The organism is Martinezella dioscoreae, from assembly GCF_009176305.1.
Taxonomy (GTDB): Bacteria; Pseudomonadota; Alphaproteobacteria; order Rhizobiales; family Rhizobiaceae; genus Rhizobium; species Rhizobium dioscoreae.
Map to the genome: position 1 here is coordinate 463,540 of NZ_BLAJ01000001.1, position 18,160 is coordinate 481,699.

At 59.7% G+C, this 18,160-nt stretch carries 20 protein-coding genes; all 20 read left to right on the plus strand.

Features of this window, described 5'->3' with window-relative positions; genetic code table 11:
* Window positions 1-7 precede the first annotated feature (7 nt).
* The 20 genes from GDN47_RS02220 (at window position 8) to ureG (ending at window position 18,151) form a co-directional block, all read left to right on the plus strand.
* A complete protein-coding gene (locus GDN47_RS02220; RefSeq protein WP_113330253.1) occupies window positions 8-562 on the plus strand; it encodes a sarcosine oxidase subunit gamma in 555 nt (184 codons plus the stop codon).
* A gap of 218 nt (window positions 563-780) precedes the next feature.
* The gene (locus GDN47_RS02225; RefSeq protein WP_152092586.1) at window positions 781-3,207 is read left to right on the plus strand and encodes a GcvT family protein; all 2,427 of its coding nucleotides are present in this window, start codon (window positions 781-783) and stop codon (window positions 3,205-3,207) included.
* Between the two features lie 307 nt (window positions 3,208-3,514).
* Complete coding sequence (locus GDN47_RS02230) at window positions 3,515-4,417, plus strand: branched-chain amino acid ABC transporter permease (RefSeq protein ID WP_069611711.1); 903 nt, start codon at window positions 3,515-3,517, stop codon at window positions 4,415-4,417.
* Window positions 4,418-4,421: 4 nt separating this feature from the next.
* Window positions 4,422-5,846, plus strand: coding sequence for a high-affinity branched-chain amino acid ABC transporter permease LivM (gene livM / locus GDN47_RS02235; protein ID WP_145632146.1), 1,425 nt, complete (start codon window positions 4,422-4,424; stop codon window positions 5,844-5,846).
* The gene (locus tag GDN47_RS02240) at window positions 5,846-6,718 is read left to right on the plus strand and encodes an ABC transporter ATP-binding protein (protein ID WP_069611709.1); all 873 of its coding nucleotides are present in this window, start codon (window positions 5,846-5,848) and stop codon (window positions 6,716-6,718) included. The genes livM and GDN47_RS02240 overlap by 1 nt, the downstream gene beginning before the upstream one ends.
* The gene (locus GDN47_RS02245; RefSeq protein WP_069611708.1) at window positions 6,718-7,446 is read left to right on the plus strand and encodes an ABC transporter ATP-binding protein; all 729 of its coding nucleotides are present in this window, start codon (window positions 6,718-6,720) and stop codon (window positions 7,444-7,446) included. The genes GDN47_RS02240 and GDN47_RS02245 overlap by 1 nt, the downstream gene beginning before the upstream one ends.
* Before the next feature lie 24 nt (window positions 7,447-7,470).
* Complete coding sequence (locus tag GDN47_RS02250) at window positions 7,471-7,824, plus strand: DUF6867 family protein (protein ID WP_095435603.1); 354 nt, start codon at window positions 7,471-7,473, stop codon at window positions 7,822-7,824.
* 186 nt (window positions 7,825-8,010) lie between these two features.
* Window positions 8,011-9,132, plus strand: a complete 1,122-nt coding sequence (locus GDN47_RS02255; RefSeq protein ID WP_095435602.1) for a branched-chain amino acid ABC transporter substrate-binding protein — start codon at window positions 8,011-8,013, stop codon at window positions 9,130-9,132.
* A gap of 146 nt (window positions 9,133-9,278) precedes the next feature.
* On the plus strand, window positions 9,279-10,247 hold the full coding sequence (locus tag GDN47_RS02260) for a 2-hydroxyacid dehydrogenase (RefSeq protein WP_145632148.1): 969 nt from the start codon (window positions 9,279-9,281) through the stop codon (window positions 10,245-10,247).
* Between the two features lie 219 nt (window positions 10,248-10,466).
* The gene (locus GDN47_RS02265; protein WP_145632152.1) at window positions 10,467-11,288 is read left to right on the plus strand and encodes an urease accessory protein UreD; all 822 of its coding nucleotides are present in this window, start codon (window positions 10,467-10,469) and stop codon (window positions 11,286-11,288) included.
* A 31-nt stretch (window positions 11,289-11,319) separates the two neighbouring features.
* Window positions 11,320-11,622, plus strand: a complete 303-nt coding sequence (locus tag GDN47_RS02270) for an urease subunit gamma (RefSeq protein ID WP_092712060.1) — start codon at window positions 11,320-11,322, stop codon at window positions 11,620-11,622.
* 7 nt (window positions 11,623-11,629) lie between these two features.
* Window positions 11,630-11,884 (plus strand): DUF1272 domain-containing protein, encoded by a 255-nt coding sequence (locus GDN47_RS02275; protein ID WP_145632153.1) that lies wholly within the window; start codon window positions 11,630-11,632, stop codon window positions 11,882-11,884.
* A 10-nt stretch (window positions 11,885-11,894) separates the two neighbouring features.
* Entirely contained in the window at window positions 11,895-12,200 is a 306-nt protein-coding gene (locus tag GDN47_RS02280) for an urease subunit beta (RefSeq protein ID WP_112503616.1), read from the plus strand.
* Window positions 12,201-12,218: 18 nt separating this feature from the next.
* The gene (locus GDN47_RS02285; RefSeq protein WP_173002431.1) at window positions 12,219-12,656 is read left to right on the plus strand and encodes a lysozyme inhibitor LprI family protein; all 438 of its coding nucleotides are present in this window, start codon (window positions 12,219-12,221) and stop codon (window positions 12,654-12,656) included.
* Window positions 12,657-12,673: 17 nt separating this feature from the next.
* On the plus strand, window positions 12,674-13,297 hold the full coding sequence (locus GDN47_RS02290) for a Urease operon accessory protein (RefSeq protein ID WP_113389056.1): 624 nt from the start codon (window positions 12,674-12,676) through the stop codon (window positions 13,295-13,297).
* 3 nt (window positions 13,298-13,300) lie between these two features.
* Entirely contained in the window at window positions 13,301-15,013 is a 1,713-nt protein-coding gene (gene ureC, locus GDN47_RS02295) for an urease subunit alpha (RefSeq protein WP_113389055.1), read from the plus strand.
* Window positions 15,014-15,285: 272 nt separating this feature from the next.
* On the plus strand, window positions 15,286-16,146 hold the full coding sequence (locus GDN47_RS02300) for a GGDEF domain-containing protein (protein ID WP_113395461.1): 861 nt from the start codon (window positions 15,286-15,288) through the stop codon (window positions 16,144-16,146).
* 78 nt (window positions 16,147-16,224) lie between these two features.
* Window positions 16,225-16,740, plus strand: coding sequence for an urease accessory protein UreE (gene ureE / locus GDN47_RS02305; RefSeq protein WP_113389054.1), 516 nt, complete (start codon window positions 16,225-16,227; stop codon window positions 16,738-16,740).
* Window positions 16,741-16,746: 6 nt separating this feature from the next.
* Window positions 16,747-17,433, plus strand: a complete 687-nt coding sequence (locus GDN47_RS02310) for an urease accessory protein UreF (protein WP_145632155.1) — start codon at window positions 16,747-16,749, stop codon at window positions 17,431-17,433.
* 106 nt (window positions 17,434-17,539) lie between these two features.
* A complete protein-coding gene (gene ureG / locus GDN47_RS02315) occupies window positions 17,540-18,151 on the plus strand; it encodes an urease accessory protein UreG (protein WP_095435593.1) in 612 nt (203 codons plus the stop codon).
* Window positions 18,152-18,160: the final 9 nt, after the last annotated feature.

Here is an 18,160-nt window from a genome sequence, read left to right on the forward strand (position 1 = left end):
TGGATTGATGAGCGTCGCGTTTCAGAACAGGCATGTGCTGGAAGATCATATTTCCGGCTTCGAAGCTGCCGCCAATCCGAATCATCTCGCCGTCGTGCGTCATCCGGCCATCTTCTCTGTGCTCGCCAGGGCCGGCGATCAAGACGGTATTCTGGCCAGCCTGAAGGCATTGAAGGATGTATCGGTTCGCGATGTCGGACCGAGGGAATGGTTCGTGGTATCGGAGACGCTCAGCGCCGATAGCGTCGCGCGGGATCTCTTCACGCTCGATCCCGCCCGGGCCTCTTTCTTCGAGCAGAGTGACGGTCGCGTCATGCTTCGCATTTCTGGTCCCAGCGTTCGCCGTATCCTTGCCAAATGCGTGGCGGTCGACTTGCATCCGCAGGTTTTTGCCGAGGGGCAGTCGGCCAACATGCTGTGCTGTCACGTCAGCGCCAATGTTGCCCGCACCGGTCCGGATCATTTCGAAATCATCGTGCCGCGCTCCTATGCCGGCAGTGTCTTCGAAGAGATTATGGAGATGGGGCGGGAGTTCGCGCTCACGGCCGGTTTCGCCGACTGAAAAGCCTCGTGGCGGCGGAGGTCGAGCGCCTTGCCGACCGGCCTTTGCCGTCGATAGCCGATGGCGCGATCCGAACAATTGCGATGGCGCAAACAGACATATTGGTTTCGCAGTTCGGGCTATTTGGCCTGTCGGATAGTCTCTAGGTTTCCTCTCAAATACGGTCGGTCGCGCGGGAAGACACCCGGCGGCTTCGTGCCGAAAACAGGGGATTCCCAATGAAAAGCCATGCCAAGGTCGTCGTCATCGGTGGCGGTGTCGTCGGATGTTCGGTGCTCTATCACCTGACGAAATTCGGCTGGACCGATGTCGTTCTGCTGGAGCGCTCCGAGCTGACATCCGGCTCGACCTGGCATGCGGCCGGCGGCATGCATACGATCAATGGCGATCCGAACGTTGCTAAGCTGCAGAAATATACGGTCGAGCTCTATAAGGAGATCGAGGAATATTCCGGCCAGGACATCGGCCTGCACCTCACCTCCGGCCTGATGCTGGCGGCCACCCCGCAGCGCTTCGACTGGCTGAAATCCATTCTCGCCAAGGGGCGCTACAATGGCCTGGAAGCGACGCTGCTGACGCCAAAGGAAGCGCATGAAATGATGCCGCTTCTCGATCCTGATCAGTTTGTCGGCGCGCTTTACGACCCCGTCGAAGGCCATCTCGACCCCTATGGCACCACGCATGCCTATGCTCGCTCGGCCAAGAAGAACGGTGCGGAAATCTACCTGCATACCAAGGTGGAAGAGCTGGTACAGCGCGAGGATGGTTCCTGGCGTGTCATCACCAACCAGGGCGAGATCATCGCCGAGCATGTCGTCAACGCCGCCGGTCTCTGGGCGCGCGAAGTCGGCCGTATGGTCGGGCTGGAGCTGCCGGTGCTCGCGATGGAGCATATGTATCTGATCACCGAGGACATGCCCGAGGTCATCGACTTCAACAAGACGACGGGCAAGGAGCTGATGCACTGCGTCGACTTCGATGGCGAGATCTATCTGCGCCAGGAGCGGCAGGGCATGCTGATGGGCACCTATGAAAAGGCCTGCCGTCCATGGTCGCCGGTGACGACGCCCTGGGATTTCGGTCACGAGCTGCTGGCCGAGGATATCGAGCGGATCACGCCGGAACTGGAAGTCGGCTTCCGCCATTTCCCGGCCTTCAACAATGCCGGCATCAAGAAGATCATCAACGGCCCCTTCACCTTTTCGCCTGATGGCAATCCGCTCGTCGGCCCCGTGCGCGGCTTGAGGAACTATTGGTCCGCCTGCGCCGTCATGGCCGGCTTCAGCCAGGGCGGCGGTGTGGGGCTCGCACTCGCCAACTGGATGATTTACGGCGATCCGGGCTTCGACGTCTTCGCCATGGACGTTTCGCGCTATGGCGACTACGCGACGCTCGCCTATACGAATGCCAAGGTACGCGAGAACTATGCTCGCCGCTTCTCGATCCGCTATCCCAACGAGGAGCTGCCGGCAGCACGTCCGCTGCTGACAACGCCGATCTACGACAAGCTGAAGCAGGCCGGCAGCGTATTCGGCGCTTATTATGGTCTCGAGCAAGCCCTGTGGTTCGCGCCGCAGGGCGAGGTCGACCAATTCTCCTGGCGCCGCTCCAACGACTTCGATGTCGTCGGCGCCGAAGCCAGGGCGGTGCGCGAGAGCGTCGGCCTAATGGAGACCTCCGGCTTTGCCAAATATTCGATTAAGGGACCGGGGGCGGAAGCTTTCCTCGATCGGCTGTTGAGCTGCCGCATTCCGGCCATTGGCCGGATGACGCTGGCACCGATGCTGAAGCACGACGGCAAGCTGATAGGCGATTTCACGCTGGCGAAGCTGGGCGAGGGGGATTTCCTTCTCATCGGCTCCGGCATTGCCGAAGCCTATCACATGCGCTGGTTTGAAGGACTGCTGCCGAAGGACGGCTCGGTTCGGCTCGAAGCACTCGGTCTTTCGCTCCTCGGCCTGTCGATCGCCGGTCCGAACGCCCGCAAGCTGCTGCAGAAGCTGACCCATCAGGATCTCTCGACCGCCGCCTTCCCGTTCATGTCCATTTGCCGCATGGATATCGGCATGGCGCCTGCGATCGTCGGCCGCGTTTCCTATACGGGCGACCTCGGCTATGAAATCTGGATGAAGCCGGAGCATCAGCGCTATATCTTTGACCTTCTGATGCAGGAAGGTGCCGAGTTCGGCATCCGGCTCTTTGGGCTGAGAGCGCTGAATGCGCTGCGCCTCGACAAATCCTATGGCAGCTGGGCGCGTGAATACCGACCACTCTATGGGCCGTTCGAGGCCGGCCTCAACCGATTCGTGGCGCTGTCCAAGGAGGCCGATTTCATCGGCAAGGCGGCCGCCGCCAAGGAAAAGGCGGAGGGCGGCACGTTGCGCCTGCGGACCTTCATCCTCTCGGCCAGGGATGCCGATGTCATCGGCGATGAGCCGATCTATCACAACGGGGCGGTCTGTGGCTGGGTGACGTCAGGCGGCTATGCTCATGCTTCCGGTCTTTCCGTCGCTGTGGGTTACGTGCCGAAGGAAATCGCCGACGAGGTGCAAGGCTGGTCGATCGAACTGCTCGGCGAACTCTTGCCGGCAAGGCTGCAGGCCGAGCCGCTGTACGATGCGGATGGTGCCAGGATGCGGGCGTAAAGTCGCGGTTCAGGCGATCACTGTGGCGGGCCTGACGAGGCCTGCCTCTGACAAGAGCTCTTCAGAGTGCAGGCGCCGCTTCACGGTTTTGGCTAATTTTGAGCCATGGCCTGCCGCTTTCGTGTCATTTTTGGTCGGATTCGCATCAGCGCACAGCGATTTGAAAAGAATTTGTCAATTTCTCGCCTTTTTGGCTTCACATTTCCTTCGAAACCAGTATGGAATCGCGCCCATAGGCCTCTAGAAGGAACCTAAAAAAGCAATAAGAGATGCGGTCGTATGACGCCGCATCCAGGGGAAATGATATATGGATTATTTTATCCAGCAGCTCTTAAACGGGCTGACTCTCGGGTCGATCTACGGCCTGATCGCCATTGGTTACACCATGGTTTATGGCATCATCGGCATGATCAACTTTGCCCACGGTGATGTGTTCATGCTCGGCGGTTTCGCCGCTCTTATCACCTATCTCGTTCTCATTTCGCTCTTCGCCGGCCTGCCGGTCGCGATCATGCTGCTTGTCATGCTGATCGTCGCCATGCTGATGACGAGCCTGTGGAACTGGGTGATCGAGCGGGTGGCTTATCGGCCGCTGCGCGGATCGTTCCGCCTCGCGCCGCTCATCACGGCAATCGGCATGTCGATCGTTCTGTCGAACTTCATCCAGGTTGCACAGGGCCCGCGCAACAAGCCGATCCCGACGCTGGTGGGCGATGTCTACAATTTCGGTGGCGTCTCGCTGTCTCTGAAGCAGATAATCATCTTCATCATCACCGTCGTGCTGCTGGCCGCCTTCTGGTACATCGTCAACAAGACGGCGCTTGGGCGTGCCCAGCGGGCGACCGAGCAGGATCGCAAGATGGCGGCGCTGCTCGGCATCAATGTCGACCGCACCATCTCCATCACTTTCATCATGGGTGCGGCGCTCGCTGCTGTCGCCGGCACGATGTATCTGATGTATTATGGTGTCGCCAACTTCACAGACGGTTTCGTGCCGGGCGTCAAGGCTTTCACGGCGGCGGTTCTGGGCGGCATCGGCTCGCTTCCGGGCGCTGTTCTCGGCGGCCTGATGATCGGCTTCATCGAGTCCTTCTGGTCTGGCAATTTTCCCATCGCGTATAAGGATGTCGCCACGTACGGCATCCTTGCCTACGTGCTGATCTTCAAGCCGACGGGCATTCTCGGTCGGCCGGAAGTCGAAAAGGTATAACGCCATGGCAAATTCAAACTTCGTTGCAGGCAAGACCGCGCCCGGTCTTGTCCAGAAGGGGATTACGGACGCCCTCTGGACCGCTGTCATATCCTTCGGCATGTTCGTCCTCTATATCGGTCTCAAGACCGATCAGAATATGGACAACAAGCTGATTATCGTGCAGCGCTGGGGTCTTCTGGCGATCATCGTCGCGATCGCTACCGTCGGCCGCTTCATCATGACGATCTTCGTCCAGCCTTATCTGGCGGCGCGAAAGGCAGCCAAGGCCAAGGTCGTGCAGGTAGAGGGCGAACAAAGCTTCGTCTCCAAGCATTTCAACAAGATCGCCCTTGTGTTTCTGCTGATCTATCCGATAGCGGCGGTGGCTATCCTTGGGCCGCAAGGTGCGCTGACCTATGTCGACAATTTCGGCATCCAGATCCTCATCTATGTGATGCTTGCCTGGGGTCTGAACATCGTCGTCGGCCTCGCCGGTCTGCTCGACCTGGGATATGTCGCCTTCTATGCGGTCGGCGCCTATTCCTATGCTCTGCTGTCGATGCATTTCGGCCTATCCTTCTGGCTGCTTCTGCCGATTTCGGGCATTCTGGCAGCGCTTTGGGGGATGGTCCTGGGCTTTCCGGTGCTGCGCCTCAGGGGTGATTACCTGGCGATCGTGACGCTTGCCTTCGGTGAAATCATCCGCATCGTGCTGACCAACTGGACCGATGTGACGCAGGGAAGCTTCGGCATCTCCAACATCACCAAGGCATCGCTTTTTGGCCTGTATACCTTCGATATGAAGGATCCGCACAACTTCGTCCGCAGTTTCGGTCTGCCGATCTCGTCGGCCTGGTACAAGGTTTTCCTGTTCTACGTGATCCTGCTGCTCTGCATGCTGACCGCCTATGTCACCATCAGGCTGCGCCGCATGCCGATCGGACGTGCGTGGGAAGCGTTGCGTGAGGATGAAATCGCCTGCCGTTCGCTCGGCATCAATACGGTGACGACGAAGCTGACGGCTTTTGCCACCGGCGCCATGTTCGGCGGCTTTGCCGGCTCCTTCTTCGCGGCACGTCAGGGTTTCGTCTCGCCGGAATCCTTCGTGTTCCTCGAATCCGCTGTGATCCTCGCTATCGTCGTTCTCGGCGGCATGGGGTCGCTGAAGGGCATCGCGATTGCCGCGATCGCCATGGTTGGCGGCACCGAATTGCTGCGCAACATGAGCTTTCTCAAGACCGGGCTGGTCTTCGGCGATACGACGATCATTCCCGGTTTCGGCCCGGACTTTACACCGGAACTCTACCGCATGCTGATCTTCGGCCTCGCTATGGTGGTCGTTATGATCTTCAAGCCGCGCGGCTTTGTCGGCACGCGCGAGCCGACCGCTTTCCTCAAGGAGCGAAAAGCGGTTTCAGGCAGCTTTACCAAGGAGGGCCACGGCTGATGAACGCTGTGACCGCAAACCCCAGCGACGTCCTCTTGAAGGTCGACCATCTGTCAATGAAGTTCGGCGGCCTGATGGCGATCAACGACTTCTCGTTCGAGGCCAAGCGTGGCGATATCACCGCGCTGATCGGGCCGAACGGCGCCGGCAAGACGACCGTGTTCAACTGCATCACCGGCTTCTACAAACCGACGATGGGCATGCTGACGCTGCAGCAGAAGAGCGGCAAGGAATATCTCCTGGAGCGGCTGCCGGATTTCCGGATCACGCGCGAAGCCAAGGTGGCGCGTACCTTCCAGAATATCCGTCTGTTTTCGGGCCTCACCGTGCTCGAAAACCTGCTGGTGGCGCAGCACAACAAGCTGATGCGTGCCTCCGGCTACACGATCCTCGGCCTGCTCGGCATCGGTCCCTATCGAGCCGAAGCGAAGAATGCGATCGAATTGGCGCGCTTCTGGCTCGAAAAGGCCGATCTCATCGATCGCGCCGACGATCCTGCAGGCGACCTTCCCTACGGCGCGCAACGCCGCCTGGAAATCGCTCGTGCCATGTGTACGGGGCCGGAACTGCTTTGCCTGGACGAGCCGGCTGCCGGTCTCAATCCTCGCGAATCTCTGGTTCTCAACGAATTCCTTCGCAGCATCCGCAAGGACACCGGCACATCGATCCTGCTGATCGAACACGACATGTCCGTGGTCATGGAAATTTCCGACCATGTCATCGTGCTCGAATATGGGCAGAAGATCGCCGATGGCACGCCGGATGAGGTCAAGAATGATCCTCGCGTGATTGCCGCCTATCTGGGCGTCGAGGATGAGGAAGTGGAAGAGGTGATTGCCGAAGTCGAGCACCTCCAAGAGGGTGAACATTGATGGCGGGGCAACCACTTCTCAAAGTTGCGGGTGTCGAAACCTATTACGGCAATATCCGCGCCCTTGCCGGCGTCGATATCGAAGTCAATAGCGGCGAGATCGTCAGCCTGATCGGCGCCAACGGCGCCGGCAAATCGACGCTGATGATGACGATCTGCGGCAGCCCGCAGGCGCGCACCGGCTCGGTCACCTTCGACGGCCGCGATATCACGCGCATGCCGACGCATGAGATCGCGCGGCTTCGCATCGCGCAGTCGCCCGAGGGTCGGCGCATCTTTCCGCGCATGACCGTCTATGAAAACCTGCAGATGGGCGCGAGTCTCGACAAGCTCAAATATTTCAACGAGGACGTCGAGAAGATCTTCACGCTCTTCCCGCGTCTGAAGGAGCGCCAGTCGCAGCGCGGCGGAACGCTTTCGGGCGGCGAGCAGCAGATGCTGTCGATCGGCCGCGCACTGATGGCGCGTCCCAAGCTGCTGCTGCTGGACGAACCCTCGCTTGGCCTGGCGCCGCTGATCGTCAAGGGCATCTTCGAGGCGATCAAGGTTCTGAACCAGACCCAGGGGCTGACTGTGTTCCTCGTCGAGCAGAACGCCTTTGCGGCGCTCAAGCTTTCCGACCGCGCCTATGTGATGGTCAACGGCCGGGTGACGATGAGCGGTTCCGGCAAGGAACTACTCGCCAATCCGGAGGTGCGTGCCGCCTATCTCGAAGGCGGTCACCATTGAGTTTCGTTTCGCGGAGAATTTAAGATGCAGGGACTTCTCTTCGACACCGATACCGGCGGGCGCATGGTCATCCGCGCTGTTATCGTCATTCTCGGTTTCTGGACCGCATGGCGTGCTGGCCGCGCCGTTGCATCCAGCTGGGAAACCTATCCGCTTGTCGTCATCTACAGCTTTCTGATCGGCCTTGGCCTGCAGTTTCTGCACCATGCGCTGTTCAATGGCCCGGTTTTCGACGTCACCATCTACATCATCGATGTCGTGCTTCTGCTTGTTTTTGCGACGGCGGGATACCGGTATCGACGTACCGATCAGATGGTGAATAATTATTACTGGCTCTATGAAAAGACCTCGGCCTTTTCGTGGAAGAAGAAGAATTGACAGTGCGCCTAAACTAGGCACAGTCTGCGTACAACCAAGAGCGTCACCCAGCCCCATAAAAACAGACGGGAACGGGCAGGGGTCATGCTTCCAGAGTTCGGAATGCAAGCGTTACCGGCGTGATGATTGGTGGGTATCGCGCAGGGCAGATCAAACGGAACCCGCTTAAAAATTGGGAGTAATAATATGAAGAAGTATCTTCTGTCGGCGGTGGCCTTGTCGGCGATGATCGCTTTCGGCGGCGTTGCGAAGGCCGACATTATTGTTGGCGTCGGTGGTCCGTTGACGGGCCCGAATGCTGCGTTTGGCGCGCAGCTTCAGAAGGGTGCAGAGCAGGCGGCTGCGGACATCAATGCGGCCGGCGGTATCAATGGCGAAAAGATCAAGATCGAACTCGGCGACGACGTCTCCGATGCCAAGCAGGGCGTTTCGGTCGCAAACAAGTTCGTCGCTGACGGCGTGAAGTTCGTTGTCGGTCACTTCAACTCGGGCGTTTCCATCCCGGCTTCGGAAGTCTACGCCGAAAACGGCATCCTGCAGATCACGCCCGCTTCGACGAACCCGAAGTTCACCGAGCGCGGCTTGTGGAACACGTTCCGTACTTGCGGTCGTGACGACCAGCAGGGCGAAGTTGCCGGCAAGTATATCGCCGACAATTTCAAGGGTGCCAAGGTTGCCGTCGTTCACGACAAGACCCCGTATGGTCAGGGCCTGGCTGACGAGACCAAGAAGAACCTCAACGCCGCCGGCGTGACGGAAGTTCTTTATGAAGGCATCACCCCCGGCGACAAGGACTACTCGGCCCTGATCGCGAAGATGAAGCAGGCTGGCGTCGACTTCGTCTACTACGGCGGTCTGCACACGGAAGCTGGCCTCATCATGCGTCAGATGGCTGACCAGGGCGTGAAGGCTCACTTCATGTCGGGTGACGGTATCGTCTCGAACGAGCTGGCATCGATCGCCGGCGACGCCGTCGACGGCACGCTGATGACCTTCGCGCCGGATCCGCGCAAGAACCCGGCTTCCGCCGATCTCGTCGCCAAGTTCCGCGCTGCCGGCTACGAGCCGGAAGGCTACACGCTTTACTCCTACTCGGCTCTGCAGGTTATCGCTGCCGCCGCCAAGGCTGCCGGTTCCAATGATCCGATGGCTGTTGCCGACGCGCTGAAGGCAAAGGGTCCGTTCAAGACTGCAATCGGCGACCTCGGCTTCAACGCCAAGGGCGACATCACCCGTCCGGACTACGTCATGTACAAGTGGTCCAAGGGCTCCGACGGCAAGTACAACTACGCCGAAATTTCGAAGTAAACTTTGCGACGCCGGTTTCCGGCATCAGCAAGATTTGGGAAGCCCGGCCACAGGTCGGGCTTTTTCATATCTGCGATATCGGTTCGCCATTTCCTTCATGCCGAAGCTGCTTTAAGTCTCCCCTGTATCGGCAGGAGGATCACAGCATGAGCAAACCCCGTATTCTCGTGACCCGGCGCTGGCCGGCTGCGGTCGAGGCGGTGCTTTCGGAGCGTTTCGACACCACTTTGAACAGGGATGACGCAGCACTCGATGCGGGGCAGCTGCGCGAGGCGCTGCTCACTTATGATGCCGTCCTGCCGACGGTTTCCGACAAGCTTCCGGCCGCGCTTTTCGAGGGGGCGATCCGCTCAAAGATCCTTGGCAATTTCGGTGTCGGCTTCAACCACATCGATATCGCTGCTGCCAAGAAGAAAGGCGTAACCGTCACCAACACGCCGGGCGTGCTGACGGATTGCACGGCTGATATCGCCATGTTGCTGCTCCTTTCCGTTGCCCGACGCGGCGGCGAAGGCGAGCGCGAGGTTAGGGCTGGCACCTGGACCGGCTGGCGGCCGACGCATCTCGTCGGCACGAAGGTGACGGGCAAGACTGTCGGCATCATCGGCTTCGGCCGTATCGGTCGTGCCTTCGCGCAGCGCTGTCACTTCGGCTTCGGCATGGATGTTGTTTTCTATAATCGCTCGGCAATAGATCCGATGGAAGCTTCGCGCTATGGCGCCATGCAATTGCAAACCGTCGAAGATGTTCTGGAAGTCTCCGACTTCGTCTCGCTGCACTGTCCGGGCGGCGCCGAGAACCGCCATCTGATGAATGCGGCTCGTCTCGCAGCCATGAAGCCCGGCTCTTTCCTGATCAACACGGCAAGGGGCAATGTGGTCGACGAGGCGGCGCTGATATCGGCATTGGAGCAGGGAACGATCCGCGGTGCCGGTCTTGATGTCTATGAAGCGGAGCCGCATGTTCCCGAACGGCTGCGGGAGTTGGAGAATGTCGTGCTTCTGCCACATCTCGGCAGTGCCACTGAAGAGACGCGCACGGCCATGGGCATGAAAGTCGTCGACAATATCACCGCTTTCTTTGCAGGGCGGGAGCCGCCGGACCGCGTGGTCTAGGCTGACACGCATGGCCTTACAGTCTCGGGGATAAAACAGATCCGTTTAAGATGGATGTATTTGCCTTTCTTTTGAGCGTTTGATGAAGAATCCAGCTCATATGGGTGGTGTAGGATCGATATCGCGCCGCGTCGAATAAGGCACAGGAATTGCTTGCATTTATTCCTTGCCGGGCTTGAATGGCCGGACTTTGGCATGACGTGATGTGTGGAGAGGCTGATGGCAATGATGGCGGCAGGCACGAGACCGCAGCGGGCGCGGGGTCGCGGCCATCTTGCGGCGAAGTCGCTTGGCGGCCGTACGCGTCTTGCCGAGCTTTTCCAGGAAGGGGCGGCCAAGATCAGGCTGCCGGAAACTTTCGATCATTCGATGGAGGCGGTCATCATCAACACCGCCGGCGGTCTCACCGGCGGCGACCGGATGGATTGGAGTGTCGTTGCCGGACCGGGCACGCGCATCGACGTGACGACACAGGCTTGCGAGAAGATCTACAAGGCTTCGATGGGCACGGCCGAGGTTGAAACCTCGATCAAGATCGGTAGTGGCGCTCGGGTCGATTGGCTGCCACAGGAAACCATCCTGTTCGATCGCGCATCGCTTTCACGTGCATTGAATGTCGAGCTTGACGAAACGGCCGAATTCCTTGCTGTCGAGGCGATCCTGCTCGGGCGGAAAGCCATGGGCGAGGCGATGGAGCAGGGGCTGTTTCGCGACCGCTGGCGCATCCGCCGCGGTGGTCGTCTGGTTCACGCCGAGGAGTTGCGGCTGGACGGCGATGTGGCTGCATTGACGGCGAAAATGGCGATGCTTGACGATCAGGTGGCCTTTGCGACCTTGCTCTATGTCGGCCCACTGGCCGAGACCTATCTCGGCCGGATCAGGCCGCTCCTCGAAAACCATATGGCAGGCGCCAGCCACTGGGGCGAGAAGCTCGTCGTGCGGCTCGCCGCCGCCGATGGGTTCGCGCTCAGAAAAATTCTCATTCCGATCATTTCCGCCTTGCGCGACGGAGCGCCCGTGCCGAAAGTCTGGAATCTGTAAATTGAGCAAACAGCAATCACATAGGTAGGCGATGAACCTCACTCCGAGAGAAAAAGACAAGCTGCTGATTTCCATGGCGGCGATGGTGGCGCGGCGGCGGCTGGAGCGTGGCGTCAAGCTCAATCATCCCGAAGCCATTGCGCTGATCACCGATTTCGTGGTCGAAGGCGCGCGCGACGGCCGCCCGGTCGCTGAGCTGATGGAGGCTGGTGCCCATGTCATCACCCGTGATCAAGTGATGGAGGGAGTGGCCGAGATGATCCATGATGTTCAGGTCGAGGCGACGTTCCCCGACGGCACCAAGCTCGTGACCGTCCACGAGCCCATCCGGTGAGGCTGAAATGCTGGAACTGAGACCCAATTGCGAATGCTGTGACAAGAATTTACCGCCGGAAAGCAAGGAGGCGATGATCTGCACGTTCGAGTGCACCTTCTGCGTCGATTGCGTCGATACCGTATTGGGTGGCGCCTGTCCGAATTGCGGCGGCGATTTCGCGCCGCGTCCTATCCGCCCGGCGGCGTTGCTCGCCAAATATCCCGCTTCGACCAAGCGTGTTCTGAAAGCTGAGGGATGCGCGCCCGTCCGGGCCGCATGAGGAGAGAACCATGATCCCAGGTGAAATCATTGCCGCAAGCGGCGACATCGAACTCAATGCCGGGGCGCCGACCGTGACGCTTGAGGTTTCGAATACAGGCGATCGGCCGGTGCAGGTCGGGAGCCATTATCATTTTGCCGAGACCAATGCCGGGCTTTCTTTCGATCGCGACAAGGCAAGGGGCATGCGGCTCGACATTCCCGCCGGAACAGCCGTGCGCTTCGAGCCGGGGCAGACACGCTCGGTAACGCTGATCCCGCTGTCGGGCAAGCGCGAGGTCTACGGCTTCCGTCAGCAGGTCATGGGCAAGCTGTAGAGTCTCTGGGGAAGCGCAATGTCGATGAAATTGCTTGCATCCGCTGCCGCTCTTGTCGCCGTTCTGGTTTGCGGCCCGGTCTTTGCGCAGAAAACCGCGAAGAAATCTGGGGCCGATTGCGCCAATGCACAGACGCAGACGGACATGAATATCTGTGCTGTGCTCGAATTCGGTGAGGCCGACAAGGCGTTGAATGCGCAATACAAGAAGACGCGCGCCGCGATGGTCGCCATCGACGCGGATCTCGACAACAACATGAAGGGCGCGGAAAAGGCGCTTATCAATGCGCAGCGAGCCTGGGTGGATTATCGCGACGCCGAATGCGAGGCCCAAGGGTTCCAGGCGCGTGGCGGCTCCATGGAGCCCATGCTCGTCTCCGGCTGCAAGGCGGACCTGACGAAGAAGCGGACCAAGGAATTGAAGGACCTCGCCGATGGACCGGAGGGCAACCAGTGAGTTCCAGGCGTAGCGTAATGATTGTCGGTAATGGTGAGGTTGCGGCAGGTGCCGCAGCCGTCATCGATGCCGCCGATCTTGTGATCCGTTTCAACGATTGCCGCTCGATGGGGGCCGGCGGCAGCCGGACCGACGTCGTTGCGGTGTGCAATACCGGCCGGCCAGCGCGCGCCATGCTCGGCTCGGCCGAATGGCGCAAGAGCCCTGCCGTTGCTTCCGCATCCGAGATCTGGAGCGTGCGCGATCCGGTCAAATTCGCGGCGCTGCGTGCGCCGCTGGCGATCTCGCATCCGGAACTCGACGATTTCTGCGACGACTATACCGACCAGTTCACCGCCTTCTGTCAGGCAACCGGCAAGCGGCATGTCGTGATCGGTCAATCCATTCACGAAGGCGTCGATGCGGCACTCGCAGAGCATGATCCCGGCTCCTACGTTGTGCCGAGCAGCGGCATGATCGTGATTGCCGATGTGATGGCGCGTTATTCCGACGACGATATCGCCATTACCGGTTTCAGCCACACGGGCTGGGAGGAACATCCCTTCGCCGCCGAGAAACGGCTGGTGGACGCCTACATATCCCTCGGCCGCCTGAGGCGACTTGCCGACACGAACCTCCTCTCTGCCTCCCAAGGAGATTGATTGATGCCCTACAGGATTTCCCGCGCCGCCTATGCCAACATGTTCGGACCGACCGTCGGCGACAAGGTGCGTCTGGCCGACACCGAATTGTTCATCGAAGTGGAGAAGGATTTCACCACCTATGGCGAGGAGGTGAAGTTCGGCGGCGGCAAGGTCATTCGCGACGGCATGGGGCAAAGCCAGGTGACGCGAGCAAATGGCGCGGTCGATACCGTCATCACCAATGCGCTGATCCTCGACCATTGGGGGATCGTCAAGGCAGATATCGGTTTGAAGGACGGCCGCATTGTCGCGATCGGCAAGGCCGGCAATCCGGACATGCAGCCTGGTGTCAACATCATCGTCGGACCGGGCACGGAAGCAATCGCCGGCGAGGGCAAGATCGTCACTGCCGGCGGTATGGACAGCCATATCCATTTCATCTGCCCGCAGCAGATCGAGGAAGCGCTGATGTCGGGTATCACCACCATGCTTGGCGGCGGCACCGGGCCGGCCCATGGAACGCTGGCAACAACTTGCACGCCCGGTCCCTGGCATCTGGCGCGCATGATCGAATCCTTCGACGCTTTTCCGATGAATATCGGCCTTTCGGGCAAAGGCAATGCGTCTTTGCCCGCTGCCTTGGAAGAGATGGTGCTCGGCGGTGCCTGCTCACTCAAGCTGCATGAGGACTGGGGCACGACGCCGGCGGCTATCGACTGCTGCCTCAGCGTTGCCGACGAATACGATGTGCAGGTGATGATCCACACGGATACGTTGAATGAAAGCGGCTTCGTGGAAGATACGATCGGTGCCATCAAGGGTCGCACCATTCACGCCTTCCACACGGAAGGCGCGGGCGGTGGCCATGCGCCCGATATCATCAAGATCTGCGGCCAGTCGAACGTCATTCCGTCTTCGACCAATCCGACGCGGCCCTATACGGTTAATACGATCGCAGAGCATCTGGACATGCTGATGGTCTGCCATCACCTATCGCCGTCGATTCCTGAGGACATTGCCTTTGCCGAAAGCCGTATCCGTAAGGAGACGATCGCCGCGGAGGATATTCTCCACGATATCGGCGCCTTCTCGATCATTTCATCCGACAGCCAGGCCATGGGCCGCGTCGGCGAAGTGGCGATCCGCACCTGGCAGACCGCCGACAAGATGAAGCGCCAGCGCGGCCGCCTGGCGCAGGAGACCGGAGACAACGACAATTTCCGTGCGAAGCGCTACATCGCCAAATATACGATCAATCCGGCGATCGCGCATGGCGTCAGCCACGAGGTCGGTTCGATCGAGGTCGGAAAGCGTGCCGATCTGGTACTCTGGAATCCAGCCTTCTTCGGCGTGAAGCCGGAGATGGTATTGATCGGCGGCTCCATCGCGGCTGCTCCCATGGGCGATCCGAATGCCTCGATCCCGACGCCGCAGCCGATGCATTATCGGCCGATGTTCGGCGCTTATGGCAAGAACCGGACGAATTCCTCTGTGACCTTCGTTTCGCAGGCGGCGTTCGATGCCGGGCTTGCCGGCAAGCTCGGCGTTGCCAAGGCGCTGCTGCCCGTCAAGAACACGCGCGGCGGCATTTCCAAGGCATCGATGATCCACAACAGCCTGACGCCGCATATCGAGGTGGACCCGGAAACCTATGAAGTGCGGGCCGATGGCGAGCTTCTGACCTGCGAGCCGGCAACCGTGCTGCCGATGGCGCAGCGCTATTTCCTTTTCTGAGGATATTTCGGACGCAGATTATCGGCAGATATGAAAACCCCGGTTTTCCGGGGTTTTCATATGCTGCGCACTGGGCGCAGCAATATCAATGACATGGCATGGTGGCTTGCCATTGCGCATTTCTGCCGGCAAACCGGATTTGGTGGATGTACCTTCCCGTCTGTTCACAACTTGGGAAATGCGCCGCATTTTAATCATTCCATTAAAGACCTGGAAGCGTCTTCACCCCTATCTCACATGATTGAAATAGTGGGCTGAGGAAGGTGAATCGCATGAAGCAATGGATTTCGCTGCAGGCCGAACTCGGTAATTTTCAGCAGCGACGTGCGATTTTTATTTTCGCGCTTAAGATGAGTTTCGTCGCCGTCATCATGTCGCTTGCCATCATCCTGGTGCTGCTTTTTGTGATGCAATGGCTTGATCTTCTGCCATTGCCGATCTTCGAGGCGATGCGTTTTGGTGTCTTGCTGGCATGGATCATCGGGGGCACCGTGTCCGGCGCGCTTGCGGTGCTGGCAGGCTTTTCCATCCACAGGCTCGCGGTCTCCCGTGCTGAGTTCGAGCGGTTGAGCCGCACCGATATGCTGTCCGGCCTGCTCAACCGCCGTGCTTTTACCGAGGCGTTGAGTATGGCCGGAGACGGCGCTTCTCTGGCGATTTTCGATCTGGATCGGTTCAAGGCGATCAACGATCGTTTCGGGCATGCATCCGGTGATGCCGTGATCGTTGCAGTGTCGCGGCTATTTTCCGATGCCTTCACCGGAGAAGACGTGATTGCACGGCTTGGCGGTGAGGAATTCGGCGTCATCATTCATGGCGGCGATACGGCCGAGCGTATCGCGCGCGTTGAGGAGATCAAGGAGCAGATCGCCGAACATTCGATCGCCATTGAAGGCGGGTCGGTGAAGATCACCATTTCCGCCGGGATTGCCGATATCGGCGCGGATCGCAAGACGGAGACCGTCTACGCCGCCGCCGACAAGGCGCTTTATCTTGCCAAGACACTCGGCCGCAACCGTGTCATGCACGAGCGCGAGCGTCTGTCGCAGGTCTGGCATCGCTGCGCCACGGAGCAGGAACAGGAGGCAACGACGGATGTCAGGGAACTGCAGCGCTATGTGCAGCGGATGTGAGGCTTCCATGCGCCATTGATGCTTGCGCGGGAGGCGACTATTTTGCATGGTCTGATAAAGTATTAAACTGGAACAGTCATGCTACGCGTCACTTCCTATCTGCCGGCCGGCACTCCTTCCTCCAATCCGATCGATCGTGTCGTCCTGCCGCATGATCTCAGGCATCTGCGCCGCAAACTGCTGCATCTCGAAAATGGCGAGATGGTCATGCTCGATCTTAAGGAGCCGGTTCTGTTTGCCAGCGGCGATCTGCTGGTGCGCGAGGATGGCGAGCTGATCGAGATCGTTGCAGCTGATGAAAAACTTTTCGAGATCCGCCCGCGCGATCGCAGGCATCTGATCGAGCTTGCCTGGCATCTCGGCAACCGCCATCTTCCCGCGCAGATCGAGGAGGAGCGTATCCTGATCTTGCGTGACCATGTGATCCGGTCCATGCTTGAGGGGCTGGGGGCTGTCGTGACCGAAGTCAGCGAGCCTTTCCAGCCCGCGCGAGGCGCCTACCACGCCCATGGAGGCCATTCGCACGGCCACGACCATCATCATGGTCACGGGCATGACCACGGACACGATCATCACAACCATTCGCATGATTGAACCGTGATGACCAACGCGGTGGTTTCGGACGATGGCGACCTGCAGGCGCTGCTGCGGCTGATGGCGTGGCTATCCCCGGCGTTTCCTGTGGGATCGTTTGCCTATTCCGGCGGTTTGGAGCGTGCGGTGCATGACGGCCTGGTGCGCGACAGCACCGGCCTCAGCAATTGGATTTCTGCAATCATTGAGCATGGTTCCGCGTGGAATGATGCAGTGCTGCTTGTGGAGGCGCACGGGGCGGGCACAGATGTGCAGCGGCTTGCGACCGTTGCGGAACTTGCCGAGGCGCTGGCTGGCTCGAAGGAGCGGCATAACGAGACCATGCTGCTTGGAGATGCCTTTCTCTCGGCCGCTGCCGCCTGGCCACATGCGATCTTTTCCATGCTCCCGGCAAGGACGGCCTATCCGGTTGCGGTTGGCGCCGTCGCAGGTGCGCATGGCATTGCCGCCGAGAAGGCGGCTGCCGCCTTCCTGCATGCGCTGGCCTCGCAGATGGTATCCGCCGGCATCCGGCTTGGCGTCGGCGGCCAGAAAGATGGTGTCGCCGTTCTGGCGCGGCTGGAAGGTCTGTTTGCAGATGTCGCGCGCCGCGCTGCTCAATCCAGCCTAGACGATCTTGGCGCTGCGACCGTACAGGCCGATATTGCGAGCCTGCGGCATGAGACCCAGGGCACGAGGCTCTTCAGGTCATGATGGGCGTTACAAAGAAGATATTGAAATTGAGGCATCGCCTACGTCATTCGCCTCTGTGCGGCCGCCCGACGCTTAGCTATGCTATCACTTTATCGGAGTTGCGAGCATGAAATCGAGACATGGACCCTTGCGCGTTGGGATCGGTGGCCCGGTCGGTTCCGGCAAGACGGCGCTGACGGAGAAGCTGTGCAAGGCGATGCGCGAGGACTATTCCGTCGCCGTCGTCACCAATGACATCTACACGACCGAGGATGCGGAAGCGCTGGTGCGGATGCAGGCATTGCCATCTGACCGTATCGTCGGCGTCGAAACCGGCGGCTGCCCGCACACGGCCATCCGTGAAGATGCGACGATCAATCTGCAGGCCATTGCCGGCCTGAACGAGCGGCTTCCTGACCTCGATGTCGTTTTCATCGAATCCGGCGGCGACAATCTGGCGGCAACCTTTTCGCCCGATCTCGCCGATATCACCATCTACGTGATCTCGGTATGCCAGGGCGAGGAAATCCCGCGCAAGGGCGGCCCCGGCATTACCAAATCCGACCTTCTCGTCATTAACAAGAAGGATCTGGCGCCTTTCGTCGAGGTCGATCTCGAGGTGATGGATCGCGATGCCACCCGCATGCGCCAGGCACGCCCCTTCGTCTTTTCCGACATGAAGCGCGGCGAGGGCGTCAGCAGGATCGTCGACTTTCTAAAGGAACAGGGCGGCCTTTGAGCCGCCCTG